The following is a 25,937-nucleotide window of genomic DNA, read 5'->3' as shown; positions in this document are numbered from 1 at the left end:
CGCCGGCGCCCCCAGGGATACCCGCCCCTCAGGCGCTGGCCCGCAACGGCTGCTGCTGGTCCAGCCGCCAGCGCAGGCGCACGCCGCCGGTATCGGTGGATTCCAGCGCCGGAATCGCCGACAGCAGGCTGCGGGTGTATTCCTCTTGCGGCTGGTCGAACACGGCGTCGCGCGAGCCCTGCTCGACGATGCCGCCGTCGCGCATCACCACCACGCGGTCGGCCACCTGCTCCACCACGCCCAGGTCGTGGCTGATGAACAGGCAGGAAAAGCCGTGGCGTTCCTGCAGGTCGGCGAACAGGTCCAGCACCTGCGCGCGCACGGTCACGTCCAGCGCGGACACCGGTTCGTCGGCGATGACGAAGGCCGGACGGCGCACGATGGCGCGGGCGATCGCCACGCGCTGGCGCTGCCCGCCCGACATCTCGTGCGGATAGCGTTTGGCGTATTCGGAACCCAGCCCCACTTCGGCCAGCACTTCGTCCACCCGGCGGCGCTTTTCCGCCGCGGGCATGTCGTCCAACATGCGCAGGCCCTCGCCCACCAGCTGGCCGATGGTCATGCGCGGGTCCAGCGAGGAATACGGATCCTGGAACACCATCTGGCAATTCAGCCGGTAGTCGCGCCAGGAGGCCGACCGGCGGTTCACGGCCTGGCCGCGGAACAGGATCTGGCCCGAGGTCGGCGCCAGCAGTCCGGCAATGGCCCGGCCCAGCGTGGTCTTGCCCGAACCGGAGCCGCCCACCACCGCCACCACCTCGCGCGGCTTGACGTGCAGGTCTATGCCATTGAGCGCGCGCTTGGCGCCGGTGCGCGAGAACAAGCGCTGGTGGCCGGCGTAATCGACCACCAGATTCTTGACCTCGACGATGGGCGCCTCCTTGCCCAGCTGGCGCGCCGGCAGCCGGCGCGGCATGGCGTCCAGCAGCTTGCGCGTGTAGGGATGCTGCGGCCGCTCCAGAATGCTGGCCGTGGCGCCGGTCTCCAGCACCTTGCCATGCTGCATCACCACCATGCGTTCGGTGTAGCGCGCCACCATCGGCAGGTCGTGGCTGATCATCAGCACCGCCGTGTGGTGTTCTCGCGTCAGATCGACCATCAGTTCCAGCACGTCGCGCTGCACCACCGCGTCCAGCGCCGTGGTAGGTTCGTCGGCGATCAGCAGCGCGGGTTCCAGCAGCATCACGGACGCCAGCATCATGCGCTGGCGCATGCCGCCGGAGAACTCGTGCGGCCAGGCCTCCATTGCCCCTTTGGGGTCGCGGATGCCGACCCGGCGCAGCATTTCCAGGATGCGTTCGCGGCGCGCGGCGGTGGAAAGGTCCTTGCGGTGCAGCCGCAGGCCCTCCTCCAGCTGGCGGCCGATGGGCATGGAAGGATTCAGCGAGGTCATCGGCTCCTGGAACACCATGCCGATGCGCGCGCCGCGCAGCTTGCGCAGCGCGGCTGGGGACGCCTGCGTCACGTCCACGCCTTCGAACTTGATGGCGCCGCCGGCCACCACCAGCGGCGACGGCGTCAGGCCCATGATGGCGCGCGCGGCCTGCGTCTTGCCGCTGCCGGATTCGCCGACGATGCCGACCATCTCACCGGGCGCCACCTCGAAGGACACGCCGCTGACGATTTCGCGCCCGCCGGGGCCGACGGTCAGCGACAGATTCGATACCGATACCAATGCGCTCATTACACGCCCCTCATGCGGGGATCGAAGCGGTCACGCACCGCGTCGCCCAGCAGATTGATCCCCAGCAGCGCGAGCGCGATGGCCAGGCCGGGAAGGATGGATAGATAGGAAGCCTGCGCCATGAACGGCCTTGCGGCGGCCAGCATATTGCCCCAGGTGGGCGCCGGCGGCGGCACGCCCAGGCCCAGGAAGGACAGCGCGCTTTCCGCCAGGATCACCCAGCCGAACATCGAGGTCGCCAGTACCGTCAATGGCGCCACGCAATTGGGCAGCACGTGGCGGAACATGGTGTAGAGCTCGGAATTGCCCAGCACGCGCGAGGATTCGATGAACTCCTTCTCGCGCAGCGACAGCACCGTGCCGCGCACGATGCGCGTCACCGACGGCGTATAGGCCAGGCCCAGCGCCAGGATGATGCCGTACTTGTTGGCGCCCACCACGGCCAACAGGCCCAGCGCCAGCAGCAGGCCGGGAAAGGCCAGCAGGGCGTTGTTGAAGGCCATGATGATGCGGTCGGTCCAGCCCCGCACGAAACCCGTGAGCGTGCCGACGATCGTGCCCGCGACGATGGCGAAGCTCACCGTCAGCAGGCTGATCCAGACGCTGCTGGAGGCGCCGGCAAGCAGGCGCGACAGCTCGTCGCGGCCGAATTCATCCGTGCCCAGCAGGAACTCTCCGCCGGGCGGCTTCAGGCGCGCCACGAAGTTGATCTTGAGCGGGTCATGCGGCGTCCAGAAGGCGCCCATGATGGCCGCCACCAGCATCAGCGCCACGATGGCGCCGCCCAGTAGCGCGTTGGCTGCAATTCGCTTTTTCATTCGGCGGTCACTCTCGGGTCAAAGAGGGGATAGCAAAGGTCGATGAACAGGTTCACGATCACGTAGACCACGCCCACGAACAGCAGACAGCCCTGGATCACGGGGTAATCGCGGGCGAAGATGGAATCGACCAGCAGCCGTCCCAGCCCGGGGATGGTGAATACCGTCTCCACCACCGCGATGCCGCCCAGCAGGTTGCCCAGCACCAGGCCGATCAGCGTCCAGGTGGGACCGAAGGCGTTGCGGAACGCATGGCGCATCAGCACCGCGGATTCCGACAGGCCCTTGGCGCGCGCATGGGTGATGTAGTCCAGCCGCAGCACTTCCAGCGTGCTGGCTCGCGCCATGCGCATCAGCACGCCGATCTCATGCAGGAACAGCGTCAGGATGGGCATGGCCAAATACAGCAGGCCGGCCTTCCAGTCTTCGCCGACGGAGACGTAGCCCACCACCGGCAGCCATTGCAGCTTGAGGCCGAAGAAGATCAGCAACAGCAGGCCCAGCCAGAAGGTGGGGATCGACACCAGCAGCGTGGCCGTGCCGACCAGGAGCAGGTCGGGCGCCTTGTTCTGCTTCCAGGCGGCGATCATCCCGGCCGGCACCGCCACCAGCGCGGCGAACAGCACCGCCACCACCACCACGCGGCCGCTGATCAGGAAGCGGTCCCACACCAGCGGCAGCACCGGCTGGCCGGTATTGATGGACGAACCCAGGTCCCCGTGCAGCATGTTGCCGAACCAGATGCCGAACTGGGTGAGCCAGGTCTGGTCCAGCCCCAGCCGCTCCCGCAGGTCGGCCAGCGCGGCCGGCGTCGCCAGGTCGCCCAGCAGCAGTTGGGCAGGGTCGCCCGGGATGAGCCGGATCATCACGAACACAGCCACCGCCACGATCAGCAGTGTCGGTATGGCCATGACGATCCGGGATAGCGCGAAACGCAGCATGCCCCTCTCCTATTCCTGGCCGCGGACTCGCGGATGCCCGCAAGCGCCGCGTCCGCCGGTCTCAGTTGTCTTCATGCCGCAGCTTGCGCAGGGCGGCGGCCAGGAAGTCCTGCACCTGGCCCACGCACTTCAAGCCGTCGTGCGGCACGTTTTCCACCACGTCCAGCACCGCGTTCACGCCTTGCGCTTCGAACGAGCGGCGCAGCGACTCCAGGCGCTCGGGACGCGTGTTGCCGGCGGAGTTGGCGCCGGGCATGAAGAACTTGCCGCCTTCGCGGTGGGTGATTTCCCAGGTTTCCAGGTCGGCCTTGCCCACGATCATGTGGACCGCGACCTGCTTGAGCGCTTCGATGTCGATGCGCTTGCCGAAACGGGCCTCGGCATCGCGCACGCCCACCCACCAATCCTGGCTGGGATCCAGCAGCGTGACCGAGCCCGGCGCGCCGATCGACACGGCCCACAGGCTTTCCGGGTGCAGATAGGCGAATCGATTCACGAACTGGCCGCCGCCGGAGTAGCCGAACAGGCCGAACCTCTTGAAGTCGCAGCCGAACTTCTCGCCCACCTCCGCCACCATGTCCAGCAGGATCTCGTCATAGCGGATGTCGCCTTCGCGCAATTGCTTGAAGCCGTCGCGGTTGCCGTCGCCCAGCGGGCTCACGGGGAACAGCGGGCACAGCACGATGCAGTCGTTCCAGCGGGCGAACTCCGCGAACGCGTCGCGGTATTCGACGAAGGCGCGGCCGGTGCCGTGCATGATCACCACCAGCTGCATCGGATGCCTGGCGCTGTCGATGTGCGGCGGGACATAGGTGCAATAGGAAAAGCGCGGGTCGGAGCGGGCGGCGAAGACGGTGCTGTGGCCCAGGTCGTACATGGCCCGCGCGCGGGCGGCGTCGGGCTGGATGGCAAGTGCTGCGTTGGACTGCATGATTTCCTCGTTTCCATGGCCGCGAGGGCCAATGGTCTATGCCGGTGGTCGAAATAATGATCACATAAATTGGCGCCAATTTTAGGCGCACGCATTCCGGTGCGACAAGGCAGGGGATTCCCTAGGGACGTAAAAAAGGAGCGCCGCGGCGCTCCCCTGGATGGCTTGGACGCGCCCTCGGCGTCCGCGCGTTTCAGTTTTTCCTGAACAGCCGCTTGATGAGGCTGACCGCCCCCAACACCACGGCGCCCGCCACGATGCCGAATAGGGCATTGAGGGCGGTAGCCGTCAGCGCCTGCACCACCCCGCCCCCACCGACCGCGGCGGCAGCCTGGTCGACCGCGGCCTGCACCGGGGCAATGCCGTGCGTCAGGATGGCGCCGCCCACCATGAACATGGCTGCGGTGCCAACCACCGACAGCGTCTTCATCAGATAGGGCGCCGCACCCACGATGCGCCGGCCCAGCCAGGCCATGACCTGCGACGACTTCTGGCTCAGGTAGAGGCCCAGGTCGTCCAGCTTGACGATGCCGGCCACCAGGCCGTAGACCCCGACCGTCATCGCGATGGCGATGACCGACAGCACCAGCACCTGGCGGGTGAAGTCTGCGTCCGCCACCGCGCCCAGGCTGATGACGATGATTTCCGCCGACAGGATGAAGTCCGTGCGCACCGCGCCTTTGATCTTGTCGCGCTCGAAGGCCACCATGTCGACCGAGTCGTCTTGCAGGGCTTCGGCCCGCGCGGCGTGGTTGCCTTCGTCCGAATCGCCGTGCGGCAGGAACTTGTGCGCCAGCTTCTCCACGCCTTCGTAGCAGAGAAAAGCCCCGCCCACCATCAGCAGGGGCGTCACGGCCCAGGGCGCGAAGGCGCTGATCAACAGCGCCGCCGGCACCAGGATCAGCTTGTTGATGAAGGAGCCCTTGGCCACCGCCCAGACGACCGGCAGTTCCCGGTTGACCGGCACGCCCGTGACCTGCTGGGCGTTCAACGCCAGGTCGTCCCCCAGCACCCCGGCCGTTTTCTTGGCCGCGACCTTGGTCATGACGGACACGTCGTCCAATATGGTCGCGATATCGTCGAACAGTGCGAAGAAGCTGCTTCCCGCCATCAAGTATCCCCTGTGCCCCGAAAGATTTTCGAGTGTACAGGCGGCGCACGCCGGCCAGGCGCCGTCCGCCTGGCCGTTTTCACTTCTTTTCTGTCCGTAACCCCGATGGCGCGGCCGGGCATCCCGGCCTACCCTGGCGCCTGGACCCGTCTTCAGCCCCAGGAGGCCACATGCTTGCCTTGCGACCCAGTTGCGAACACTGCGATGCGGCGCTGCCGCCGGACTCCACCGTCGCCCGGATATGCAGCTTTGAATGCACCTTCTGCGCCACTTGCGCCGAGGGGTTGCTGGGCAATGTCTGCCCCAATTGCGGCGGCGGCTTCACGCCCCGCCCCGTGCGCCCGGCCAGCGACCGCAAGGGCGGTAATTTCCTGGGCAAGTACCCGGCCAGCACCGAGCGCAAGCACCGCCCGGCCGACCTGGCCGCGCACGAGGCCCTGCGGCGCAGTCTGGACGGCATTCCGCCGGAACGCCGCTAGCTGCTGCGGCGCCTGAGCGCGGGCGCTAACTGCGCGCGTGCGCGGCCGGGCTGGCCGCGTTCTCGAACAGGATGTTGTTTTCCAGGTGAATGTGCGCCATCAGGTCTTCCTTGAAAGTGCGCAGCCCCAGGTACAGCGCCCGCCAGGTGTTGCAGGCGGCGCGCGGCAGCGTGATGTCGTGGGTCAGCGCCAGCAACCGTTCCAGCGCCACGCCGTGGTCGTCGTGCTCGGCGCGCATGACCATGATGGGCATGCCGGCCATGGCGCCATGGCCGCGGGCCAGCATCGGGAACAGCACCTGTTCCTCCTTCTGCATATGGCTTTCCAGTTCCTGCTGCATCACGCGCAGGTGATCGGCCAGGCCGGTCGGGCAGTCCGGGCTGTCGGCGTGCACCTGCTCCACCTTCAGCGCCAGCCGGATCAGCTCGGGCAATTGCTGGCGATGCACCTCGTGGTAGCGCGCCAGGATGTGGTCGACCAGTTCGGCCGGCGACGCCAGCCCCCAATCCGTCTCGTGGGACGGGCTACGCGCCAGCTCCATCAGGCGGGCCTCGATCTGCGCCGCGTCCAGCGAGCGCTGGGCCGCCGCCTCGGCCAGGCTCTTCTTGCCGCCACAGCAGAAATCCAGCTGGTACTCATGAAACACCTGCGTGGCGCCAGGGATGCTACGGGCCAATTGCCCCAGGGATTGCTCAACCATGCTCATCGCGTCTCTCCATAGTTCGTGACGGGTACAGAAACCAACGCGAAATCCATGCCAGGAAAAACTTGCTATTTATCAAGGAATTGCAGATTAAAGGGTGAATATCACCCTGACTGATCGCGGTTCTATCCACCCCGGACGGTAAAATTCACCCCATGCAAAACCTCCTGCTCGCCGATCTGGTCGCCGACCTGCCCCCCGCCGTCCGCCTGCAGCGGCTGGTGTCCAGCCTGCGCACGCACTTCCGCTGCGGCGCGGTGGCGTTGCTGCAACTGGAGGAAGACCATCTGCGCCCCATCGCGGTGGACGGCCTGACCCAGGACGCGCTGGGCCGCCGTTTCGCCGTGCAGCAGCATCCGCGGCTGGCGGCCATCCTGGCGCGGCGCGGCGTCACCTGTTTTCACCACGACAGCACCCTGCCCGATCCCTATGACGGCCTGATCAACGGCATGGCCGGGGAACCGCTGCCGGTGCACGACTGCATGGGCACCAGCCTGCATATCGAAGGCCGCCCCTGGGGCGTGCTGACCCTGGACGCGCTGGAGGTCGGCACTTTCGACGCCGAGGCCCAGTCCGACCTGCGCGACTACATCGTGCTGCTGGAAGCCGCCTTGCGCACCACGCGCCTGGAAGCGGAAATCCGCGCGCTGCGCGTGGCGCGCGGCGCCGAGCCGGCCGACAGCGCCGTCGCCGACAACAACGAGATCCTGGGACAAAGCGAAGCCATCGGCCGCCTGCTACACGAGATCCAGGTGGTGGCGGACTCGGAGCTGCCCATCCTGCTTCTAGGCGAGACCGGCGTGGGCAAGGAACTGTTCGCGCATCGCGTGCACCGGCTCTCGCGCCGCCGCGACAAGCCGCTGGTCCACGTGAACTGCGCCGCCCTGCCCGAATCGCTGGCCGAAAGCGAATTGTTCGGCCACGCCAAGGGCGCCTTCTCGGGCGCCGTGGCCGACCGCCCCGGCCGCTTCGAGGCCGCCAACGGCGGCACGCTGTTCCTGGACGAAGTGGGCGAACTGCCGCTGCTGGTGCAAGCCAAGCTGCTGCGCACCCTGCAGAACGGCGAGATCCAGCGCCTGGGCGACGACCGCCCGCGCCGCGTCGACGTGCGCATCCTGGCCGCCACCAACCGCAGCCTGCGCGACCTGGTGCGCGCCGGCGATTTCCGCGCCGACCTCTATCACCGGCTGTCGGTCTATCCCATCCCCATTCCGCCGCTGCGCGACCGCGGCAACGACGTGCTGCTGCTGGCCGGCCGCTACCTGGAACTGAACCGCGCGCGGCTGGGCCTGCGCAGCCTGCGGCTGTCGCCGGAGGCCGAGGACATGCTGCGCCGCTACCGCTGGCCCGGCAATGTGCGCGAACTGGAGCACGTCATCAGCCGCGCCGCCATCAAGGCCGTCAGCCACGGCGCCACGCGCAATGAAATCGTGACGCTGGGCGCCAAGCTGCTGGATCTGTCCGACGGCGACATGCCGCTGGCCGCGCCGCAAGAGGATGCCGACGCGCCCGCCGGTCCTGACCAGACGCTGCGTGAAGCGGTGGACGCCTGCCAGCGCCAGGCCATCCGCCGGGCGCTGGAAACGCACCAGGGCAACTGGGCCCATGCCGCGCGCGCGCTGGGCGTGGACTCCAGCAATCTCCACAAGCTCGCGCGGCGCATCGGCCTCAAGAGCTGAGGCGCCGCGCCGGGCATCGGCAGCCCGCGCGGCGCGGCCCGTGGCAGGCCGCTATTCGATCTTGATGCCGGTGTCCTGGATCAGCTTGCCCCAGCGCTGCGATTCGGCCTGCACTCGCCGTTGAAATTCCTCCGGCGTGCTGGACACAATGTTGAAGCCGCCCTGCTCCATGCTGTCTTTGACCTGCGGGGTCGCCAGCGTGTCGCGCAGCGCCTGCTGCACACGCTTGCGCACCTCGGGCGGCAGGCCCGCCGGCGCCAGCATGCCGACCCAGGAATAGGCTTCGAAACCGGGCACCAGCGTGGCAATGGGCGGCACGTCCGGCAACGCGGGCGCGGGCTGCGCCGTGCCGATCGCCAGCGCGTTCAGGCGCCCGCCCTGCACGAAGCCCACGATGGTCGGCAGGCTGGCGATCACCACGTCCACTTCGCCGCCCAGCACCGCGTTGAACATCGGTCCGCCGCCGCGGTACGGCACGTGCGTCACCTTGATGTCCGTGCGCGCCGCCAGGGCGGCCAGGTTCAGGTGATTGGAGCCGCCCACGCCGGATGAGCCATAGTTCACCTGCCCCGGATGCGCGCGCGCATAGTCCAGAAATTGCTGCAAGGTGGTGATGCCGGTCTTCTTGGCCGTCAGCAGCACCGCGGGCATGGTGCCGATCAGGCTGATGTAGTCGAAGGACTTGATCGCGTCGTACGACAGATTCTTGTACAGCGAGCCGTTGACCGCGTGCGAGTCGAAAGCCAGCATCAGCGTGTAGCCGTCGGCCGGCGCGCGCGCAAACTCGGCGGTGCCTATGGTGCCGGACGCGCCGCCCTTGTTATCCACCACCACGGTCTGGCCCAGCTTCTGCGACAACACTGGCGCGATGTTGCGCGCCACGTAATCCACCGAGCCTCCAGGCGGGAACGGCACGATCAGCCGCACCGGCCTGTCCGGATATCCCTGCCCCCATGCCGCGCCGGCAGCGGCGCAAAGCGCCGCCGCAGCGATGACGGAACGCCATCGTTGCTTCATCATGCCCAGTCTCCTTTGGTGGTATGCGGGCCGCTATGCTGCGGCCCTTATCGATTCACGTCGACGACGATGCGGCCGCGTATCCTGCCCTCCAGCAACGGCGCGGCGGCGGCCGCGATTTCCGACAAGCCCAGCTCCTGCGTATTGGCCTCCAGCATGCCGCGCGGCAATTCATCGGCCAGCCTGCGCCAGGCCTCCGCGCGCAGCGCCATGGGCGCATACACGCTGTCCACGCCGATCAGCGTCACCCCGCGCAGGATGAACGGGGCCACCGTGGCCGGCAGATCCATGCCCTGGGCGAGTCCGCAAGCCGCCACGGGCGCGCCGTACCGCATGCCGGCCAGCACATTGGCCAGCGTGTGGCTGCCGACGCAATCGACCGCCGCCGCCCAAGCCTCCTTCTGCAGCGGCTTGCCCGGCGCCGACAACGCGGCGCGGTCCAGGATGCCGCTGGCGCCCAGGCCCCGCAGGTAGTCCGCTTCCTGTGGACGTCCCGTGCTCGCCGTGACCGTATACCCCTTGCCCGCCAGCAGCGCGATGGCGACGGTGCCGACGCCGCCGTTGGCGCCCGTCACCAGCACCGGCCCGCCTTCGGGCGTGGCGTTGTGGCGTTCCAGCGCCATCACGCACAGCATGGCCGTGTAGCCGGCCGTGCCGATGGCCATGGCCTGGCGGGCATCCAGGCCCGCCGGCAAGGGCAGCAGCCAATCGGCAGGCACGCGCGCGGCTTGCGCCAATCCGCCCCAGCGCGTCTCGCCCAGGCCCCAGCCATTGAGCAGCACCGCGTCGCCCGGCTTGAAGCGCGGATCGGCGCTGCGGCGCACGGTGCCGGCGAAATCGATGCCAGGCACCATGGGAAAACTGCGCACCACCGGCGACTTGCCGGTGATCGCCAGGGCGTCCTTGTAGTTCAGCGACGAGTACGCCACCTCCACCAGCACCTCGCCCTCGGGAAGCTCGTCTTGCCCGATCTGCGTCAGGCGAGCCTGCGTGCCGCCGTCCTCGCCTCGCGTCAGCTTCAAGGCCTGATACGACATCCCTTCCTCCCTGTGCATCGTGGCGCTGGCCGCCGTGGCGGGCGCCGCCCCTGCGAACCGCAAGGCCAGGCCGGCCGCGATGCGCTCGTTCATCATTTCGGTGGTGCCGTCGGCAAAGCACAATGCCTTGGCCGCCAGCAGCCGCCGTCCCATGCCCTGTGCCGGCAACAAGCCGCTTGCGCCCAGCGCCTGGATGCAGGCGGAAACGCCGTCCAGGCATTCCTCGCCGGCGTACTTCTTGGCCATGGCCGCGGCCGGGACCGCCTCGTCCGAACCGGCATCGATCAGGCCGGCGGCGCGGTCCGTCAACATGCGCAGGATCTGCAGCCGCATCGACACATCCGCCAGCGACCAGCGCAACCCCTGCTGTTCGATGATGGGACGGCCGAAAGCCTGGCGCGTGGACGCGTGGCGCAGCGCCAGCCTCAACGCGCTGTCCAGCAGGCCCGCCGCCATCGCCGCGATGTGCGTGCGCGCCTTGTTCACGCCCGCCAGCGCCATTTGGAAACCCTGGCCCGGCGCATACAGCATGTCGCTGTCCTCGGCCCGATAGCCCTCCAGGCGGATGCCGGCGATGCCGGCCGCGCCCAGCCCCTCCAGCGCCGCGCCCGTCAGACGCTGGCATTGCGGCGCGCGCAGGTCGACGATGAAGCAGGCGATGCCGGCCGGCCCGCGCGCCGCATCGGTCTGCGCGAACACCAGTGCCAGCTCGCCGCCCGCGGCGTTGGCCACCCAGGCCTTTTCGCCGTCCAGGATCCACCCGCCGCCATCCTGCCGCCGCGCCCGCGTGGCGATGGCGGCGAAATCGCTGCCCGCGCGCGGCTCCGACATGGCGGTGCCTCCGATCAGGTCGCCCGCCAGCAGCCCCGGCAGGTAACGCTCGCGCGCCACGGCGCTGCCATGCTCGGCAATGCGCAAGGCCACGTTGTGCTGATTGATGAACGCGAAGGCGAAGGCGAAGTCCGTCGCCGCCAGCGTCTCCGCCGCCCGGGCCCGCATGCGGTAGGGCAACCCCAGCCCGCCGTCGCGCGCCGGGATCTCGATGCCGCCATATCCGCGCCGGCAGGCGTCGCGGATCTGCGCGCCGGCCCAATCCTGCGCGCCGCTGCCGGCCGCTGCCAGCGGCGCCACCGCTTCCTGCGCGAACGACGCCAGGCCGCGCAACAGCGCGCGCTCGTCCTCGCCCAGGTCCGCGTCGCGCTCGTCCGGTGCGGCGTTCATTGCAATGCTCCCGCCGTCGCGGCGCCAGTCCGGATCACGCCCGCCGCCTGCAAGGCGGCCAGGCTGGCGTCGTCATAACCCGCCATGGCGCGCAGCAACGCCTCGGTGTCCTGCCCCAGCGCCGGCGGATAATCCAGCCGCGGCTGCCCCGCGAATTTGAAGGGGTTGCCCAGCATGCGCACGGGCTCGCCGCCTTGCGGCCTGGGCACCTCTTCCACCATGCCGCGCGACGCCGCCAGCGGATGCGCCAGCGCCTCGTCCACGCCCAGCACCAGCGCGGCGGGCACGCGCCGCGCCTCGAAGATATCCAGCCATTCCTGCGCGCCGCGCGCGCCGATGGCGCCTGACAAGGCCTCGGTCAGCGCATCCACGTTGGCCACGCGCGCCGCGGGCGTGGCGTAGCGGGCGTCCGTGGCCAGCTCCGGCAGCCCGATCGCAGCGCACAAGGCCTGCCAGAACGCATCGCCGGTGGGCGCCAAGGCGATCCAGCGCCCGTCCGACGTGCGGTAGATGTCGCTGGGCGCGATCATGCCGTGGCGCGCCCCGCTGGCGCGCGGCACGGGGCCGCCCTGCAGATAGCCCTGGGCCTGCCAGGTCAGCATGGCCATCTGCGCGTCGAACAGCGACACCTGCACCTGCTCCCCCACGCCACTGGCCTGCGCCTGCACCAGCGCGGCGGCAACCCCCAACGCCAGGTACAGTCCGCCCGCCAGATCCGCCACCTGATAACCGACACGCACCGGCTTGCCGCCGGCCTCCCCCGTGATGCTCATCAAACCGGACATGGCCTGCAGCATCAGGTCGAACGCCGGCGCGCCTGCATAGGGGCCGCGGTCGTCCAGCCCGATCAGCTGGCCGACCACGATGCGCGGATTGATTGCGGCCAGCGTGTCGTGATCCAGTCCCAGCCGCGCCGGCACATCCGAGGCGAAGCCATAGATCACCGCGTCCGCCTCGCGCACCAGATCCTGGAACGCCTGGCGGCCCAAAGGATGCTTCAGGTCCAGCGCCACGCTGCGCTTGCCCCGGTTCACCGACAGGAAGAACGGCGAATCCTGCGCGTCGGACACGGGAGGCACCGAGCGCGCGTAATCGCCGCCCACCGGTTCGACCTTGATGACCTCAGCGCCCAGTTGCGCCAGCAATTGGCCGGCGAACGGCCCGCCCAGCACCCACGTCAGATCCAGTATGACCTTGCCCTGCAGCATGCCTGCTCCCTTTCCGGTGAGTTAAATTCACAGCGTTCTCCGGCGCGGCATCCGCCGCCCCGATTTCCCGGTATGCAACCCTGCGGCGTATTCCAGCACGGGGCGGGCGCCGGGGCCAGGCATCATTTCTAGCGACTGTTGTGAGGTAATTTCACAATGAAACCCAGACTGCCGCCGCTGACGTCCATCCGCGCCTTCGAATCGGCGGGCCGCCAGCTGAGCTTCACCCAGGCCGCGGACGAGCTGTCCGTCACGCATGGCGCCGTCAGCCATCAGATCAAGGCGTTGGAAGACTGGTTGGGCGTGAAGCTGTTCCGCCGCCTGGGCAAGAAGATCGAACTGACGGATCAGGGCCGGCTCTATCTGGACACCATCAGCCCGGCGCTGGACGCCATCGCCTCGGCCTCGCGCAGCCTGCGTTCGCGCGAGGTGCTGCGGGTCAATGCCCTGCCCACCTTCACCATGCGCTGGCTGTTTCCCCGGCTGGCCCGGTTCCGTGAGCAGTATCCCGAGGTGGAAGTGGAGATCTCCACCGGACTGGAGCCCTTCAGCCGCCTGCCCGCGAATCTGGACGTGGTGATCCGGCGCGAGGCCGAGCCCACCCCTGGCCTCTACAAGCGCCGCGTGCTGAACGAGAGCTTCTTTCCCGTATGCGCGCCCGGCCTGCTGCGACGGCTGCCGCTGGAACGCATCACCGACCTGTCGCGCCACACCTTCCTGCACTGCCGCGCGCGGCGCAGCGCCTGGAACGACTGGCTGGCCAGCGTGCAGCACAGCCGGGTCGTGCCGGCCGAATCGCTGGAGCTCGAACACCTGTACTTCGCCCTGCAGGCCGCGCTCGACGGCCTGGGCATGACCATAGGCTATTCATCGCTGGTGGCCAGCGACATCGAGGACGGCCGGCTGCTGGCGCCCTTCGGGCCGCTGACGGTGCAGTCGCCGGGCTATTTCCTCATCATCCGCGAAGAACGCCGCCACGACCGCTTGCTGAAGACCTTCTGCGACTGGCTAATGGTGGAAGGCGAGCGCTTCAACAAGCATATGGAGACGCTGGTGCCCGGCGGGTGACCAGCCCGGCCGCCTCAAACAGCCAGTTCATCGAACTGCACCTTGCCGGCCTGCATCACCAGCGGAATGCGTTCGCCCTGCCCCAGCAGGCAGGACACGTCGCGCAGCGGGTTGCCGTCCACCACCAACATGTCGGCCATCGCGCCCGGTGCGACGCAGCCCAGCTTGCCCTGCATGCCCAGCACCTCCGCGCCCACCCGCGTGGCGCTGGCGATCACGGCCTGCGGTCCCAACACTTCGGCGCGCAGGCGGAACTCGTCGCTCTGCAAGCGGTGCGACGGCCCCAGCAGGTCCGTGCCGAAGCCCATGGCAACGCCCGCATCGCGATAGATTTCCAGCGACCGCAGGCCGGCATTGCGCACCTGCGCGATCTTGGCAACGCTGTCCGCCGGCAGACCAAGATCGGCCCCTTCCGTAGCCAGCGCCTCGTAGGTCACCAGCGTCGGCACCACATAGGCGCCGCTCTCCGCCATCAACCTCGCGGCCTCGGCGTCAACCAGATTGCCATGCTCGATAGTGCGTACGCCGCAGCGCACGGCCCGCGCGATCGCGTCCGCGGTGTAGGCGTGGGCCAGAACATAGGTCTGGCGGGCGCGGGCCTCGGCCACGATGGCGCGGATCTCGTCTTCCGAGTAGCCCCATGCGCCCACCGGATCGGTCGGCGAAGCCACCCCGCCCGACGCCATGATCTTGATCTGGTCCGCGCCCATCTGCAGTTCCTGGCGCACGGCGCGGCGCACTTCGTCCACGCCATCGGCCACGCGCGCCAGCGCTCCGACCCGCACGCAGCAAGGACACGGAGAATCGCCCGGCATGAAATCGCTGCGGGCGCGTCCGTCGCCATGGCCGCCCGTCTGGCTCAAGGCCCGGCCGGACACGAACAGGCGCGGCCCCTGCACCAGGCCCTGCTCCACCGCCTGCTTGAAGGCATGGCCCGCGCCCCCCGCGTCTCGCACGGTGGTGAAACCGCGCCGCAACATGTCGCGCAGGATCGGGGCCGAACGGAACGTCACCAGCACATTCGGCATTGCCATCTGCTGCGGCAGGTTCAGCTGCACCGCGATCACGTGCACATGCAGATCGATCAGGCCGGGCATCAGGGTCTTGCCCTTCAGGTCGATGACCCGCGCCTTTGCCGCCGACAAGGGCCGGTCCGAGACTTCCTTGATCATGCCGTCTTCGACCAGGACGTCGTGCCCTTCCAGCAGATCAGGCTGCGCCGAGTCCAGCAGCGCGGCATTCTTGAACAATGTGCTTTCCATGATGTTCCCTTGGTTAGGATGATGAATGCGTGAAGAAAAGGCGTCTATGTCCAGGCCGACGCGTCAGGCGCAGCACAGCGCCGGCAGCACCAGTTGCGCATAAGGCCGGCACGCGGCCGCTTCGTCCGGTCCATACCAGTGCGCCGCGTGCAGCAAGTTCAGCGAGCCCACCGTGCGGCCGCGCCACCGTATCGGCATGTTGAGCACGCTCTGGCAATCCAGCGACGCGATCAGCGCATGATCCGTAAAGACCGCCTGCAGGTCGGCGGGCGTGCGGCCGATGTAGGGCTCGCCCCGATCCAGCACGGTTTCGGTCCAAGGCCCTGGCGCCAACGTCTTGCTGCCGCCGGCGGGATACGCCTCGGGCAGGTTCGAATACAGCCGAGTGGCCAGGGAGGTACGAGAGTCGTAGGACAGGATGGTGAACAGGCGGTGGCCGATCGCGGCGGCCAGGGCATGATCCGCCGCCGCGAACACGGCCCTGGGCTGCATGACCTCGGCATGCGAGCGGGCCAGGGCGTCCAGCGCCTGAATCGCCGCGCCGCGGGCGCCGCTCATTTCACGCCCCCAGCCGCGATTTCCTCCAGCGAACGGCCGCGCGTGGGCACGCCCATGAGCACCACCACCAACGCGCCCAGCAACAGGGTCACCGTCGTGGTGCCGAATACGCCCAGAAAGCCGAAGTTCGGATATAGAAAGCCCACCAGGATGGGCGACACGATGGCGCCCACCCGTCCGATTGCCGACGCCAACCCGGCGCCGGTGGTGCGCACCGCGGTCGGGAACACTTCCGCGGTATAGGCGTACACGCCCGCATAGGTGCCGTTCATGAAGAACGACATGAGCACGCCCGCCAGCATGATCTGCCCATCGCTGTGCGACAGCGCCAGTCCCAGCGCGCTGGCCCCGCCCAGCAGCATGTAGGTGGCAATGGTCGCCTGCCGGCCGATCTTCTCATTGAACCAGGCCGCGCTGAAGTAGCCCGGCACCTGCGCGCAATACATCGCCAGCGAATATGAAAAGCTCTTGGTGATACTCATCCCGCTCTCGACCAGCAGGCCCGGGATCCAGACGAAGAACGAGTAGTAGCTGAAGGTTATGGACAGCCACATGATCCAGGTCATGAAGGTAATGCGGGCCTGGCGACCGCTGACCAGCAGCGCGAAATTCTCCCGCAGGCTGCCGCCGCCGCGCACAGCCTCAGCGGGTTCGGGCCGCGGCTCGGCCAGCGCGTGGCCACGCCGGGCAAAGTCCGACTCGATCCGATCCAGGATCGCTGACGCTTCCTGCGCGCGGCCTCGGCTTTCGAGCCAGCGCGGCGACTCGGGCAACGCCCGCCGCCACCACAGCAGCATCACGACGGGCAGCGCCGTGATGACCAGCACGACGCGCCAGCCGCTGGCGTGCGCCGGCACGATGAAGTAGCCCAGCAACGCCGCTGCCACGAAGCCGAATGAAAAGAATCCGGCCAGCGCACCCGTGAAGCTGCCCCGGAACCGCCGCGCGACGAACTCGGCGAGGTAGGGCGCAATGATCGCGCTTTCGGCCCCCGTGCCCATCCCCGCCACCACCCGCGCGGCGAAGAACGGCGGCCAGCTGTCCACCCAGGCACTGACCAGCGACGCCACGCAATACAGCGCCAACGCCCACATCATCACCGCGCGCCGCCCGATCAGGTCGCCCAACGTGCCAGCGAGCAGCGCTCCGAAGAAGAAGCCTATGAAGGTACTGCTGCCCAACAGGCCGATCTGCACGCTGGTCAGGCCCCATTCCGTGCGCAGCACCGGCAGGATGAATGCCAACACTGCGGCGTCCATCGCGTCGAACATGTAGCCTAGCCCGCCCATCAGCAGCAGGTGTTTGTGAAAACGCGCGAAAGGCAGGCGCTCGATCCGCGCCGAGATCATGGACATGCGGTTCCCCTGTGGTCGACGGCTGAGGCCGTACTTGCTGAGAAAGCGCATGATAGGCACGCAGGATTTCATGAATCCAATTTATAGTTATGATGCCCTCTATCACTGATGTGAATACCCATCCATGACCTTCCGCACCCTGGACCTGAACCTGCTCAAGGTGTTCGAAGCCCTGATGACCGAGGGCAGCGTCACCCGCGCGGCCAACGCGCTGTGCATGACCCAGCCCGCCGTCAGCAACGCCCTGGCCCGCCTGCGTGAAAGCCTGGGCGACCCGCTGTTCGTGCGCGCCGGCAATGGCGTCATGCCGACCCAGCGCGCCGCCGTGCTATGGAACGAACTGGCCGAGGCGCTGGACCGGATGCGCGGCGCGCTCGACCCCGACGCCTTCGATCCGGCGCGCGCCAAGGTCGAGTTCAGCCTGTCGATGTCGGATTACACCGCCGGCATCGTCATGCCCCCGCTATGCGGGCTGATGGCCCGGGCTGCGCCGCAGGCCCGCGTGCGAACCCTGCCCAACAATGTGGTGGACATACCGGACCAGCTGGAAGACAACCGCGCCGACTGCGTGCTCAGCGCCTACATCAACGAAGCCCAATACCCGGGCCATATCCGCTCGCGGTCACTGTGGCTGGTCGAGTACGCCTGCTTCATGCGCCGCGGGCATCCGCTGGCCGCCATGAAACGCCTGAGCACGCGGGCCTTTCTCTCGGCCCGCCATGTCGATGTCAGCCTCGGTGGGCAGACCCCGCCGTCCTACGACGTCTACCTGTCGGCGCGTGGCCTGTCGCGCGACGTGGCCGCCCTGGTCAACCACTACAACGTCGCCTACGAGATGCTGCGCCACACCGACATGATTGCGGTCCTGCCGCGTCATCTGGGCGCGTTGACTCCGCATGCGCCCTATCTGCACGCCATGCCGCTGCCCATGCTCGCGCCGCCGCGCACCGTCACACTGTTCTGGCACCAGCGCAATGACACGGTGCCAGCGCAGCGCTGGCTGCGCCGGACGCTGGTGGACCTGTTCGCCAGCGGCGAAAACATGATGGCCAGCCCCGCCTGAGGCGGCCCTGCTTTGCGGCGGCTCAGCGCGGCACCACTGCCTCCAGCACGATATCCGCCACCAGCTTGCCAGCCTCCCATTGCGGCATGTGGCCGGCGTCCGGCAACAGGTGCAGCGCGGTCCTGGCCGGCGCGTTCAGCGCGTGGCGCCAAGGAATGACGGCGTCGCGCCGCCCGTGGATCAGCGTGCAGCGGCATTGCAGACTGGCCAGGTCCGCCGCGATGCTCAGTTGCTGCACGCCGTTCCAACCCACTTCCCGGCAGAGTTCGATCAGGGGCTCGCGCCGCGCCTGCGTGCCCTGGCGCAGGGCATCGATGAAGTTTCCCGACGGCGTCATGCCGGAGACGGTGAGCTTCTGCAGCTCGCGCTGTGCCGCCTCGTTGGTGCCGGCATGCGTCATGCCCGTCAGGAAGCTCTGGTCGATTTCAGTACCCAGCCCGACCGGCGCGATCAGGACCAGGCTGTCCACGGCCATGCCGGGGCGGGATGCCGCCCGTGCCGCCACCGCCGCGCCAAAAGAATGGCCGATCAGGTTCACGGGGCCGATGCACTGGGATGCGACCGTGTCGGCCACCGCATCGACGATATGCTCGAAGCGCGTGGCCAGCGAACGCGTGGCGCCATGGCAGGGAAGATCCATCGCCAGCACGCGCAGTCCGGCGCGGCTGAGCGCGTGCGCCAGGCTGGCCCAGGCATCGCGGTCGCCGAACATGCCATGGATCAGCACCGCCGTCAGGCTGTCCGGACGGCTCCCCTCCCACACCGTGAACCGGACCTCGCCGTGGCGGGTGCTGGCCCAGGCCTCGCGCTTTTCTCCCGGCGCGCCGCGGGCCAGCATGCTGTCCCTACCGCTGGCGCTTGCCTGGCCGACATCCGCCACCGTCACGCGGCCGTTGGGCCCGGTCCCCGCGACCCCGTCCAGCGCGATGCCGCGCTCGGCCGCGACGCGGCGGGCGGCGGGGGTGGCGAACTTGCGCTCTGCTGAAGGCTGCACGGCAGGATGCGCCAACGGCGGCGACGCAGCCGGCGCGGCGGCTGGCGCGGCAACGGCCGCCGCGGCAACGGCCGGCGCGGCGGCCGCAGGCGTTGCCGCCGCGGATTGCGCCGTCACGCCGCCCACGCTTGCCGCCGCGGCCTCGCCTTCCATCTGCACGCGTGCGATCACCGTATCCGCGTTCACGATGCCATCCACCGCGACCAGATGCTCCACCATGATCCCGTCGTCGTGCGCGGGCACCTCGATGATGGATTTGTCGGTCTCGATTTCGACCAGCACGTCGCCCGTCTTGAAGGCCTGCCCAGGCGCCACGATCCAGGCGACCAGGCGGGCGGCGTCCAGGGCCTCGCCTGTCGGCGGGACGACCATATCCAGCGTTCTCGTCATGCTTGTTCCTTCGAAGATCGATGCGCGCGCCCCGGCCAGCGGAGTTGCGCCAGCGCGGCGTCAGGCCGCCGGATTCATGAACTGGATGAACTCCGTGATGGCGCCTTCAGGCTCCATCAGATAGAACACCTTGGTACGTCCTTGCCGCATGACGCGCGGCGAGGACACGCTTTCATAGCCGGCGCGCGTGGCCTGCTCGTACACGGCATCCACGTCCTCCACCTCGAAGGCCATATGGCTGTAGCCGAAATCGCATTGGCGGCGCGGCTGCCTGTCGCCGTCCGGCGTGTAGTACTTGAACAACTCCACCCGGTGCCCGCCATGGCGCAGCATGGCCCAGCGTATGGTCGCGCCCGGCAGGCCGACCACTTCACCCAACGCGGGCTCGCTGCGGTGATCCATCTCGCCCTCCAGCTCGAAGCCGAGAAAGCCGGTGTAGAAGTTGCGCGCGCGTTCGAAATCATTGACGCAAACGGCGGTGTGATGCGTGGCAAGCAGTTTGTCTTTGAGCATTTTTCTCTCCCGGGCAATGGCGCCCGGTTCAGCGGGCGCCGCCGCGGCGGCTGTCCATGGATTTCAGGGCCGTCTCCACGGCCTGCGCGTCCGCCAGCGCGGCGCGCTCCAGCACCTTGGAGACCACGGGCGAGGAATTGGCGCCCGTGACGTGCACGATCTCGTGGTCCAGCCAGTCGAACAGCCGCGATTGCGCCTCGCTCGCCACCCGCGAGCCGATCGAGGTGCCACGGGTAGTCTGCTCCACGATCATCAGCGCCTGCGTGCGCTTGACGCCAGCCGCGATGGTGTCCCAATCGATGCCCAGCGGATCCAGCGTGCGCAGGTCTATCACCTGGGCGTTGATGCCCGTGCGTTCCGCCGCCTGGCAGCAGACCTCGACCATGACGCCATAGGTCAGGATGGTGCAGCGCGCGCCCTCGCGCGCGACCCGGGCCCGGCCGATGGGCACGATGTAGTCCCAGTCCTCGACGGGCACCTTGCCCACCGTCTTGAACAGGTCGTTGTATTCCACCATCAGGACCGGATCGTCGCAGCGCAGCGCGGCGTTGAGCAGGCCGATATAGTCATAGGGACGAGACGGCGCCAGGATGCGCCACCCGGGATACTGGGCAAACAGGCCGCTGGCGTCCATGGAATGCTGCGAGCCGTAGCCGGTTCCCGCCGTGACCCGGCTGCGCACCAGCACCGGCACCGCGAACTTGCCGCCGAACATGTGACGCACCTTGGCGATCTGGTTGAACAGCTGATCCGCCGCCACCAGCGCGAAGTCGGGGTACATGATCTCCACCACCGGCCGCATGCCGTTCAAGGCCGCGCCCAGCGCCAGGCCGGTGAAGCCGTTCTCGCAGATGGGCGTGCCGATGAGGCGTTCCGGAAAATGGTCGCCGATGTCCTTGGTGGCGCCGGCCGTGCCGCCCTTCAGGCGATGCACATCCTCGCCCAGGATGAAGATGCCGTCGTCGCGCCGCATGTTCAGCAGCATGGCGCGCGAGATCACGTCCTGGAACTTGGCGTCCGCCAGGCTCGCTGGCGTCTGCTCCTCCAGCTCGATGACGCGCTGGCCGGCCAGCTCGCCCAGGTTGCCACGGATGCCGCTGTCCACGCTGGCCGGGTCCGGCCACAGTTCGGGCCGGATGCGTTGCGCCGCCTCGTCGCCGTAGTGCTCCAGCAGCCGGCCCAGCGCGCCGTCTATCAATTCGTCCGCACGGCGCTCCAGGCGGACGATGCCGGCATCATCGATCAGGCCCAGCGATTTCAACTGCGCTGGAAACGTCGACATGGGATCGCGCGCCCCCCAGGCCTCTTCCTCGTCCTTGTCGCGGTAGCGGAAGGCGCTGCCCTTGAGCGCGCCCGACTGGTGCAGGTAGCGGTAGGTCTGCGCCTCCAGCAGCACCGGCCCGCCATCGCGGCGGATGATGGCCCGGGCTTCCTGCATGGCCAGGCGCGCAGCTACCACGTCCATGCCGTCGAACTCTATCGCCGGCACGCCCAGGGACAGGCCGCGCGCCGACAAGCGGGTTTCTCGGGTCTGTTCCGACACGTGGGTGGACACGGCGTATAGGTTGTTTTCCACGAAGAAAATGGTGGGCGTGTTGTAGAGCGCCGCAAGGTTCATGGCCTCGTAGGCCGCCCCGCTCTGCATGGCGCCGTCGCCGAAGAAGGCCACCGACACATGGTCGCGCCCGCGCAGCTTGTCGGCAAAGGCGTAACCCACCGCATGCGACGGATTGCCGCCCACGATGGCGTTGGATCCATAGATGCCGGCCTCGGGATAGCGCAGATGCATGGAACCGCCACGACCGCCGCAATAGCCAGGCGTCAGGCCCAGGATCTCGGCATAGGTCCGGTAGACCACCTCACGGTGCGCATCCAGCGTTTCCGAGTCCAACGGCGAATAGTCCGCCGGTGTGGCGTGGTTCAGCGCCTTGGCAAGAAACTGATGGTGCATGCGGTGGGTGCCGTTGATCTTGTCGGCCGACTCCAGCGCCGACATGACGCCCACGGCGGCCCCGTCCTGGCCGATGCTGGAATGCGCCGGGCCATGCAGGACGCCGGCCACGCTCAGCTTCAGCAGCTTCTCCTCGAAGCGCCGGATCAGTATCAACTGCTCCAGCATGCGGACCATCTCGCGCGGCGCGACGGCCCCCGCGTCCGCGGCGCTGGCGGTAAGCCGCCACCACGGCGTGTCGGTGTGCAGGGCGGCAAGCCGCGAGGGTTTCGCGGCAGGCGCCGCGCCTTCATTGATGTGCTTCATCTACGCTTCCCTTCAGTGAGCCGCGGCCAGGGCGGCGTCCAGCGGTTCGGTTTCCTGCGCGCGCAGCAGCTTCCAGATGTGCGTGCGCAGGTGCACGAACGCCTCCATGTCCATCACGTCCTCGATCCGCTCCATGCTGTCCCAGTCCTCGCGCTTGCGCACGTCGGCCACGTTGATGATTTCCTTGATCTGCCCCGGGCGGCCGGTCAGCACCACCACGCGGTCGGACAGGTACACCGCTTCTTCCACGCTGTGGGTGATGAACAGCACGGTGCGCGGATTGAGGCGGGACAGCTTGACCAGTTCTTCCTGCATGACCACGCGGGTCTGCGCGTCCAGCGCGCCGAAGGGTTCATCCATCAGCAGCACATCGGGATCCAGCGCGTAACTGCGGGCGATGGCCACGCGCTGTTGCATGCCGCCGGACAGCTGGTGCGGATAGGCTTGTTCGTAACCCGACAGGCCCATCAGCTCGATGTAGCGCGCCACCGTCCGCGCCCGCGCCTCGCGCGAGGCGCCCTTGCACTTCAGCCCGAAACCGATGTTCTCGGTCACGGTCTTCCAGGGAAACAGCGCAAACTGCTGGAACACGACGGCGCGGTCCGGTCCCGGTTCCTCGACTTCCTTGCCGCCCACCCGCACGCTGCCGGCCGAGGGAAACTCCAGGCCGGCCGCCATGCGCATCAGCGTGGTCTTGCCGCAGCCGGACGGTCCGACGATGGAAACGAACTCCCTCTCGCCCACCTCGAAACTCACGTCGTCCAGGGCCAGGAAGCTTTCCCCGCCCCGGCTGAACGTGCGCTGCACCCGCTCGAAAGTAATCTGACTCATGCTTGCGTTCCTTTGTTGAGAGCTGCGGCCGCCGGCTTACCTGGCGACATCGGCGACGAAGGCCCTGAGCTTGGGATCGTCCTGGATCATCTGCAGATACTTGCCCGTGACCATGGTCTTGGGATCGGGGATCTTCTTGACCACGCCCACGGACACCATGAATTCCCCCACGCTGTTCCACCAGCCCACGATCTCCGAGGCGCCGCCCGGGCCCGGCGCGAACAGCTTGGTCTGCTCCGCCAGGTCAAAGGCCGGACGGTCGCGCAGCTCCTGCGCCAGGTATTTGTCGGGGAACTTCACGCCCACGCTGCCGAAGAAGGCTTTCAGATATGCCTGGGCCTCTTCGGGATGCGCGCGCTGCCAGGCCACCGCGCGCAGGTAGACCGCCAGGAAGCGGGCGACCTTGTCGGGATGCTTCTTGGCGAAGGCCGGCGTCGTGAACAGGTAGCTGTGGATAGGCATCTTCAGCTCGGCGCCAGTGCAGATCACCTTTGCGCCTATGGCCTCTTCCAGGATGTAGGTGTTGGGCGCCCACACGGAGGAAATGTCGTACTTGCCGCTCATCACCGCGGCATTGATGTCGGGCGGGGACAGGTTCACGAAGCGATAGTCCTCGGGCTTGAGGCCGAACTTCCGAGACAGGCATTCCGTGGCGCCCCACTGGCCCGTGGAGTTGCTGGTGACAGGGATGGTCTTGCCCTTGAGCAGCGCCGGGTTCTTGAGATATTCGTCCGCCCGGTCCTTGGTGGCCATCAGCGTGATGATGGCGGCTTCGCCGTCGGCGATGCCTATGGTCTGCAAGCCATACTTCGACGCTCCCAGCAGCGAGGGGATGTTGCCCGCCCCGCCGACGTCCCATGACCCGGACGCGCCCGCCGCGATTTCGACCGCGCCGGAAGCGAAGGTCGAGACCTCCGGCTTCAGGCCCACCTCCTTCCACCAACCCTTCTCGCTGGCGATGTACCACTCCAGCGCCCACCGCTGCGGCTGCTGTCCGATGCGGATGGTGAACAGTTCCTCGCCCGCCGGCGCGGCCTGGGCCGCCGCCTGTCCGGGTCCCCCCAGCCAGCACCCGATCGCGAGCGCTGCCAAGGCCTTTAGGCCTTTGTAATGTTTCATCTGTCTCTCTCCAATATGGAATGACGCTGCCTGCACTGCCTGCCTGCGCTCCCTCCTTTTTTCCTGGATCAGCGCGACCAGTCGCGCTGCACCCTGCGCTGCAAGGCGCGCATGCCGTAGTCGATGCCCGCGCCTATCAGGCCGATGGTGATCATTCCGCTGATCACGATGGCGGGTTCCAGATTGCTGCCGCCCTGCACGATCATGTAGCCCAGGCCGGTCGAACCCACGATCAGTTCCGCGCCGATCAAGGATTGCCAGCCGAAGCCCGCGCCGACCCGGATGCCGGCGACGATATGCGCCAATGCGGCCGGCAGCAGGATTTCCGTCAGCGTCGCCCAGCGCCCCGCCCCCAGCATCTGGCCGGCCTCGATCAAGGCGCGGTCGATCTGCCTGGCGCCGCGATAGGCGTTCAGTACGCAGGGCGCGAAGGCGCCGGCGAAAATCACCAGCGTGGGCGACAGGAAGCCGGTGCCGAACCAGAAGATCGCGAACGGCACCCAGGCGATGGGGGGAATGAAGCGAAAGGCTTCGAATACCGGCGCCACCGCCCAATCCAGCGCCTTGAAGCGCCCCATGAACAAACCCAGCGGCACGCCCAACAGGACCGCGATGGAGAAGCTGATCAGGAATTTCTCCAGGCTGGCCAGCAGATGCATCTGCAGCACCGAGCCCGCATAGGGTTCGCGCGTGTGCTCGGCCATGCTGCGCAGCACCGTCAGCGGTCCTGGCAGAAAGGCCGGCGACACCAGGCCCAGCCCGGACAGCAGCGCCCAGCCGCCGAACAGGGTGGCAAGCCCCAGCGCCGGCATCAGCCAGCGTTCCAGCACGCGGCGCGGCACGAGGGCGCGCACGCGGGACGGGCCGGCGCGGTTCAGGCTTTCCATGGCATCACCTTGCGTTCGACTTGCGCCAGCAGAGCCGACATCAGCATGCCCATGCCGGCCACGGCGGCCATGGCCACCACGATCATTCCCGAGTTCAGGTCGCGAGTGGCGATGATCAGCACGTGGCCCAGGCCGACGAAGGAGCCGACCAGCTCGGCCGCCACCAGCACCATCCAGCAGGCCTGCAACGAGGTCCTCAGACCGGTGAAGATAGCGGGCAGCGCGCCTGGAACGATGACGTCCAGCAGCATCAGACGGCCCGCCGCGCCATTGACGCGCGCCGCCTGGAGCAGCGTATCGTCGATGTTGCGCACGCCGGTATGGGTATTGATCACGGTCGGCGCGAAGGCCGCCAGCCAGATGACGAAGACCTTGGCGCTGGTGCCCAGCCCGAACCACAGGATGGTCAGCGGAATCCAGGCGATGGGCGCAATGGGGCGGACGATCTGGAACACCGGATTGACGTAGGCCTCGACCAGCCGGTTCTGCCCCATCAGGATGCCCAGCGGCACGCCCGTCAGCGCCGCCGCCGCGAACCCGTACAGCACCAGTCCGGTGCTGGCCGCGACGTGCTGCAACAGCGTGCCGTCGGCATAGCCTTCGCCAGCGATCTCCAGCAGGGCATCCCAGGCATCGGCGGGCGACGGCAGCTGCACCGGACTCAACAGTTCCAATGGGCCGGTGGCCAGGTACCAGGCCAGGAGCAGCGCCGTGACCGACGCGCCGCTGACCAGCCAGCGCAGGGACAGGCGCCGGCGCACCGGCGCGGGCGGAGGGGCGGGCGGCCTGGCGACGGTCATGGCGGCGCTCC

23 protein-coding genes and 1 pseudogene are annotated in these 25,937 nt (G+C 68.1%); 4 read left to right on the top strand and 20 right to left on the bottom strand.

What is annotated here, in order from left to right; genetic code table 11:
- Nucleotides 1-28: 28 nt before the first annotated feature.
- From BRO63_RS06395 to BRO63_RS06375, 5 genes are all read right to left on the bottom strand, one after another.
- A complete protein-coding gene (locus tag BRO63_RS06395; protein WP_088138932.1) occupies nucleotides 29-1,684 on the bottom strand; it encodes an ABC transporter ATP-binding protein in 1,656 nt (551 codons plus the stop codon).
- The gene (locus BRO63_RS06390) at nucleotides 1,684-2,502 is read right to left on the bottom strand and encodes an ABC transporter permease (protein ID WP_088138931.1); all 819 of its coding nucleotides are present in this window, start codon (nucleotides 2,500-2,502) and stop codon (nucleotides 1,684-1,686) included. The genes BRO63_RS06395 and BRO63_RS06390 overlap by 1 nt, the downstream gene beginning before the upstream one ends.
- Nucleotides 2,499-3,443 carry an ABC transporter permease gene (locus tag BRO63_RS06385; RefSeq protein ID WP_088138930.1) on the bottom strand — a complete coding sequence of 315 codons (945 nt, stop codon included), beginning with the start codon at nucleotides 3,441-3,443 and terminating at the stop codon, nucleotides 2,499-2,501. The genes BRO63_RS06390 and BRO63_RS06385 overlap by 4 nt, the downstream gene beginning before the upstream one ends.
- A gap of 61 nt (nucleotides 3,444-3,504) precedes the next feature.
- Nucleotides 3,505-4,374: a hydrolase gene (locus tag BRO63_RS06380; RefSeq protein ID WP_088138929.1), complete on the bottom strand. Its 870-nt coding sequence runs from the start codon at nucleotides 4,372-4,374 to the stop codon at nucleotides 3,505-3,507.
- A gap of 193 nt (nucleotides 4,375-4,567) precedes the next feature.
- Entirely contained in the window at nucleotides 4,568-5,485 is a 918-nt protein-coding gene (locus BRO63_RS06375; protein WP_088138928.1) for a DUF808 domain-containing protein, read from the bottom strand.
- Nucleotides 5,486-5,655: 170 nt separating this feature from the next.
- Between BRO63_RS06375 and BRO63_RS06370 the strand changes: the two genes are divergently transcribed.
- On the top strand, nucleotides 5,656-5,964 hold the full coding sequence (locus tag BRO63_RS06370; RefSeq protein WP_088138927.1) for a DUF1272 domain-containing protein: 309 nt from the start codon (nucleotides 5,656-5,658) through the stop codon (nucleotides 5,962-5,964).
- 25 nt (nucleotides 5,965-5,989) lie between these two features.
- On the opposite strand, the gene ytfE is transcribed toward BRO63_RS06370, so the two are convergent.
- On the bottom strand, nucleotides 5,990-6,670 hold the full coding sequence (ytfE, locus tag BRO63_RS06365; RefSeq protein ID WP_054450410.1) for an iron-sulfur cluster repair protein YtfE: 681 nt from the start codon (nucleotides 6,668-6,670) through the stop codon (nucleotides 5,990-5,992).
- Between the two features lie 152 nt (nucleotides 6,671-6,822).
- Between ytfE and norR the strand changes: the two genes are divergently transcribed.
- The gene (gene norR / locus BRO63_RS06360; protein ID WP_088138926.1) at nucleotides 6,823-8,346 is read left to right on the top strand and encodes a nitric oxide reductase transcriptional regulator NorR; all 1,524 of its coding nucleotides are present in this window, start codon (nucleotides 6,823-6,825) and stop codon (nucleotides 8,344-8,346) included.
- A gap of 51 nt (nucleotides 8,347-8,397) precedes the next feature.
- Here the strand turns inward: norR and BRO63_RS06355 are convergent, their stop codons facing one another.
- The 4 genes and pseudogenes from BRO63_RS06355 to BRO63_RS06345 form a co-directional block, all read right to left on the bottom strand.
- Entirely contained in the window at nucleotides 8,398-9,366 is a 969-nt protein-coding gene (locus BRO63_RS06355) for a tripartite tricarboxylate transporter substrate binding protein (RefSeq protein ID WP_088138925.1), read from the bottom strand.
- 44 nt (nucleotides 9,367-9,410) lie between these two features.
- Nucleotides 9,411-10,418: an acrylyl-CoA reductase (NADPH) gene (acuI, locus tag BRO63_RS34420; RefSeq protein WP_373557765.1), complete on the bottom strand. Its 1,008-nt coding sequence runs from the start codon at nucleotides 10,416-10,418 to the stop codon at nucleotides 9,411-9,413.
- A gap of 60 nt (nucleotides 10,419-10,478) precedes the next feature.
- Nucleotides 10,479-11,621, bottom strand: a pseudogene (locus BRO63_RS34415) (acyl-CoA dehydrogenase family protein); the annotation flags it as partial.
- Nucleotides 11,618-12,829: a CaiB/BaiF CoA transferase family protein gene (locus BRO63_RS06345; protein WP_088138923.1), complete on the bottom strand. Its 1,212-nt coding sequence runs from the start codon at nucleotides 12,827-12,829 to the stop codon at nucleotides 11,618-11,620. The gene BRO63_RS06345 and the pseudogene BRO63_RS34415, both read right to left, overlap by 4 nt.
- Nucleotides 12,830-12,985: 156 nt before the next feature.
- On the opposite strand from BRO63_RS06345, the gene gcvA reads away from it, so the two are divergent.
- On the top strand, nucleotides 12,986-13,897 hold the full coding sequence (gcvA, locus tag BRO63_RS06340) for a transcriptional regulator GcvA (RefSeq protein ID WP_088138922.1): 912 nt from the start codon (nucleotides 12,986-12,988) through the stop codon (nucleotides 13,895-13,897).
- A 14-nt stretch (nucleotides 13,898-13,911) separates the two neighbouring features.
- Here gcvA and BRO63_RS06335 read toward each other — a convergent pair whose 3' ends face one another.
- From BRO63_RS06335 to BRO63_RS06325, 3 genes are all read right to left on the bottom strand, one after another.
- Nucleotides 13,912-15,159 carry a metal-dependent hydrolase family protein gene (locus tag BRO63_RS06335; RefSeq protein WP_088138921.1) on the bottom strand — a complete coding sequence of 416 codons (1,248 nt, stop codon included), beginning with the start codon at nucleotides 15,157-15,159 and terminating at the stop codon, nucleotides 13,912-13,914.
- 63 nt (nucleotides 15,160-15,222) lie between these two features.
- Nucleotides 15,223-15,717, bottom strand: a complete 495-nt coding sequence (locus BRO63_RS06330; protein ID WP_088138920.1) for a GAF domain-containing protein — start codon at nucleotides 15,715-15,717, stop codon at nucleotides 15,223-15,225.
- Nucleotides 15,714-17,072: an MFS transporter gene (locus tag BRO63_RS06325; protein WP_088138919.1), complete on the bottom strand. Its 1,359-nt coding sequence runs from the start codon at nucleotides 17,070-17,072 to the stop codon at nucleotides 15,714-15,716. The genes BRO63_RS06330 and BRO63_RS06325 overlap by 4 nt, the downstream gene beginning before the upstream one ends.
- Before the next feature lie 124 nt (nucleotides 17,073-17,196).
- Here BRO63_RS06325 and BRO63_RS06320 point away from each other — a divergent pair, with 124 nt between their 5' ends.
- Nucleotides 17,197-18,135, top strand: a complete 939-nt coding sequence (locus BRO63_RS06320) for a LysR family transcriptional regulator (RefSeq protein WP_088138918.1) — start codon at nucleotides 17,197-17,199, stop codon at nucleotides 18,133-18,135.
- A gap of 22 nt (nucleotides 18,136-18,157) precedes the next feature.
- On the opposite strand, the gene BRO63_RS06315 is transcribed toward BRO63_RS06320, so the two are convergent.
- The 7 genes from BRO63_RS06315 to BRO63_RS06285 all read right to left on the bottom strand — a co-directional run bounded on the left by BRO63_RS06315 (nucleotide 18,158) and on the right by BRO63_RS06285 (nucleotide 25,926).
- Nucleotides 18,158-19,519, bottom strand: coding sequence for an alpha/beta fold hydrolase (locus tag BRO63_RS06315; RefSeq protein WP_088138917.1), 1,362 nt, complete (start codon nucleotides 19,517-19,519; stop codon nucleotides 18,158-18,160).
- Between the two features lie 60 nt (nucleotides 19,520-19,579).
- Nucleotides 19,580-20,032 (bottom strand): VOC family protein, encoded by a 453-nt coding sequence (locus tag BRO63_RS06310; protein WP_088138916.1) that lies wholly within the window; start codon nucleotides 20,030-20,032, stop codon nucleotides 19,580-19,582.
- A 28-nt stretch (nucleotides 20,033-20,060) separates the two neighbouring features.
- A complete protein-coding gene (locus BRO63_RS06305; RefSeq protein ID WP_088138915.1) occupies nucleotides 20,061-22,289 on the bottom strand; it encodes an alpha-ketoacid dehydrogenase subunit alpha/beta in 2,229 nt (742 codons plus the stop codon).
- Between the two features lie 12 nt (nucleotides 22,290-22,301).
- The gene (locus BRO63_RS06300; RefSeq protein ID WP_088138914.1) at nucleotides 22,302-23,120 is read right to left on the bottom strand and encodes an ABC transporter ATP-binding protein; all 819 of its coding nucleotides are present in this window, start codon (nucleotides 23,118-23,120) and stop codon (nucleotides 22,302-22,304) included.
- A gap of 36 nt (nucleotides 23,121-23,156) precedes the next feature.
- Nucleotides 23,157-24,239 (bottom strand): ABC transporter substrate-binding protein, encoded by a 1,083-nt coding sequence (locus BRO63_RS06295; protein ID WP_088138913.1) that lies wholly within the window; start codon nucleotides 24,237-24,239, stop codon nucleotides 23,157-23,159.
- A gap of 68 nt (nucleotides 24,240-24,307) precedes the next feature.
- Complete coding sequence (locus tag BRO63_RS06290; RefSeq protein WP_088138912.1) at nucleotides 24,308-25,126, bottom strand: ABC transporter permease; 819 nt, start codon at nucleotides 25,124-25,126, stop codon at nucleotides 24,308-24,310.
- Nucleotides 25,114-25,926: an ABC transporter permease gene (locus BRO63_RS06285; protein ID WP_088138911.1), complete on the bottom strand. Its 813-nt coding sequence runs from the start codon at nucleotides 25,924-25,926 to the stop codon at nucleotides 25,114-25,116. Before BRO63_RS06285 ends, BRO63_RS06290 begins: the two co-directional genes overlap by 13 nt.
- Nucleotides 25,927-25,937 lie beyond the last annotated feature (11 nt).

Origin of the sequence: Achromobacter xylosoxidans (assembly GCF_002192695.1) — a bacterium.
In the GTDB taxonomy this organism is placed as follows: Bacteria; Pseudomonadota; Gammaproteobacteria; order Burkholderiales; family Burkholderiaceae_B; genus Achromobacter; species Achromobacter xylosoxidans_C.
Note: the sequence above shows the minus strand (reverse complement) of the source record. Positions and strands in the feature narration are given on the sequence as shown.

Excerpts from the sequence above, each read along its gene's own strand:
- BRO63_RS06395 (WP_088138932.1), bottom strand. The coding sequence starts at position 1,684 with ATGAGCGCATTGGTATCGGTATCGAATCTGTCGCTGACCGTCGGCCCC.
- BRO63_RS06390 (WP_088138931.1), bottom strand. The coding sequence starts at position 2,502 with ATGAAAAAGCGAATTGCAGCCAACGCGCTACTGGGCGGCGCCATCGTG.
- BRO63_RS06385 (WP_088138930.1), bottom strand. The coding sequence starts at position 3,443 with ATGCTGCGTTTCGCGCTATCCCGGATCGTCATGGCCATACCGACACTG.
- BRO63_RS06380 (WP_088138929.1), bottom strand. The coding sequence starts at position 4,374 with ATGCAGTCCAACGCAGCACTTGCCATCCAGCCCGACGCCGCCCGCGCG.
- BRO63_RS06375 (WP_088138928.1), bottom strand. The coding sequence starts at position 5,485 with ATGGCGGGAAGCAGCTTCTTCGCACTGTTCGACGATATCGCGACCATA.
- BRO63_RS06370 (WP_088138927.1), top strand. The coding sequence starts at position 5,656 with ATGCTTGCCTTGCGACCCAGTTGCGAACACTGCGATGCGGCGCTGCCG.
- ytfE (WP_054450410.1), bottom strand. The coding sequence starts at position 6,670 with ATGAGCATGGTTGAGCAATCCCTGGGGCAATTGGCCCGTAGCATCCCT.
- norR (WP_088138926.1), top strand. The coding sequence starts at position 6,823 with ATGCAAAACCTCCTGCTCGCCGATCTGGTCGCCGACCTGCCCCCCGCC.
- BRO63_RS06355 (WP_088138925.1), bottom strand. The coding sequence starts at position 9,366 with ATGATGAAGCAACGATGGCGTTCCGTCATCGCTGCGGCGGCGCTTTGC.
- acuI (WP_373557765.1), bottom strand. The coding sequence starts at position 10,418 with ATGCACAGGGAGGAAGGGATGTCGTATCAGGCCTTGAAGCTGACGCGA.
- BRO63_RS06345 (WP_088138923.1), bottom strand. The coding sequence starts at position 12,829 with ATGCTGCAGGGCAAGGTCATACTGGATCTGACGTGGGTGCTGGGCGGG.
- gcvA (WP_088138922.1), top strand. The coding sequence starts at position 12,986 with ATGAAACCCAGACTGCCGCCGCTGACGTCCATCCGCGCCTTCGAATCG.
- BRO63_RS06335 (WP_088138921.1), bottom strand. The coding sequence starts at position 15,159 with ATGGAAAGCACATTGTTCAAGAATGCCGCGCTGCTGGACTCGGCGCAG.
- BRO63_RS06330 (WP_088138920.1), bottom strand. The coding sequence starts at position 15,717 with ATGAGCGGCGCCCGCGGCGCGGCGATTCAGGCGCTGGACGCCCTGGCC.
- BRO63_RS06325 (WP_088138919.1), bottom strand. The coding sequence starts at position 17,072 with ATGTCCATGATCTCGGCGCGGATCGAGCGCCTGCCTTTCGCGCGTTTT.
- BRO63_RS06320 (WP_088138918.1), top strand. The coding sequence starts at position 17,197 with ATGACCTTCCGCACCCTGGACCTGAACCTGCTCAAGGTGTTCGAAGCC.
- BRO63_RS06315 (WP_088138917.1), bottom strand. The coding sequence starts at position 19,519 with ATGACGAGAACGCTGGATATGGTCGTCCCGCCGACAGGCGAGGCCCTG.
- BRO63_RS06310 (WP_088138916.1), bottom strand. The coding sequence starts at position 20,032 with ATGCTCAAAGACAAACTGCTTGCCACGCATCACACCGCCGTTTGCGTC.
- BRO63_RS06305 (WP_088138915.1), bottom strand. The coding sequence starts at position 22,289 with ATGAAGCACATCAATGAAGGCGCGGCGCCTGCCGCGAAACCCTCGCGG.
- BRO63_RS06300 (WP_088138914.1), bottom strand. The coding sequence starts at position 23,120 with ATGAGTCAGATTACTTTCGAGCGGGTGCAGCGCACGTTCAGCCGGGGC.
- BRO63_RS06295 (WP_088138913.1), bottom strand. The coding sequence starts at position 24,239 with ATGAAACATTACAAAGGCCTAAAGGCCTTGGCAGCGCTCGCGATCGGG.
- BRO63_RS06290 (WP_088138912.1), bottom strand. The coding sequence starts at position 25,126 with ATGGAAAGCCTGAACCGCGCCGGCCCGTCCCGCGTGCGCGCCCTCGTG.
- BRO63_RS06285 (WP_088138911.1), bottom strand. The coding sequence starts at position 25,926 with ATGACCGTCGCCAGGCCGCCCGCCCCTCCGCCCGCGCCGGTGCGCCGG.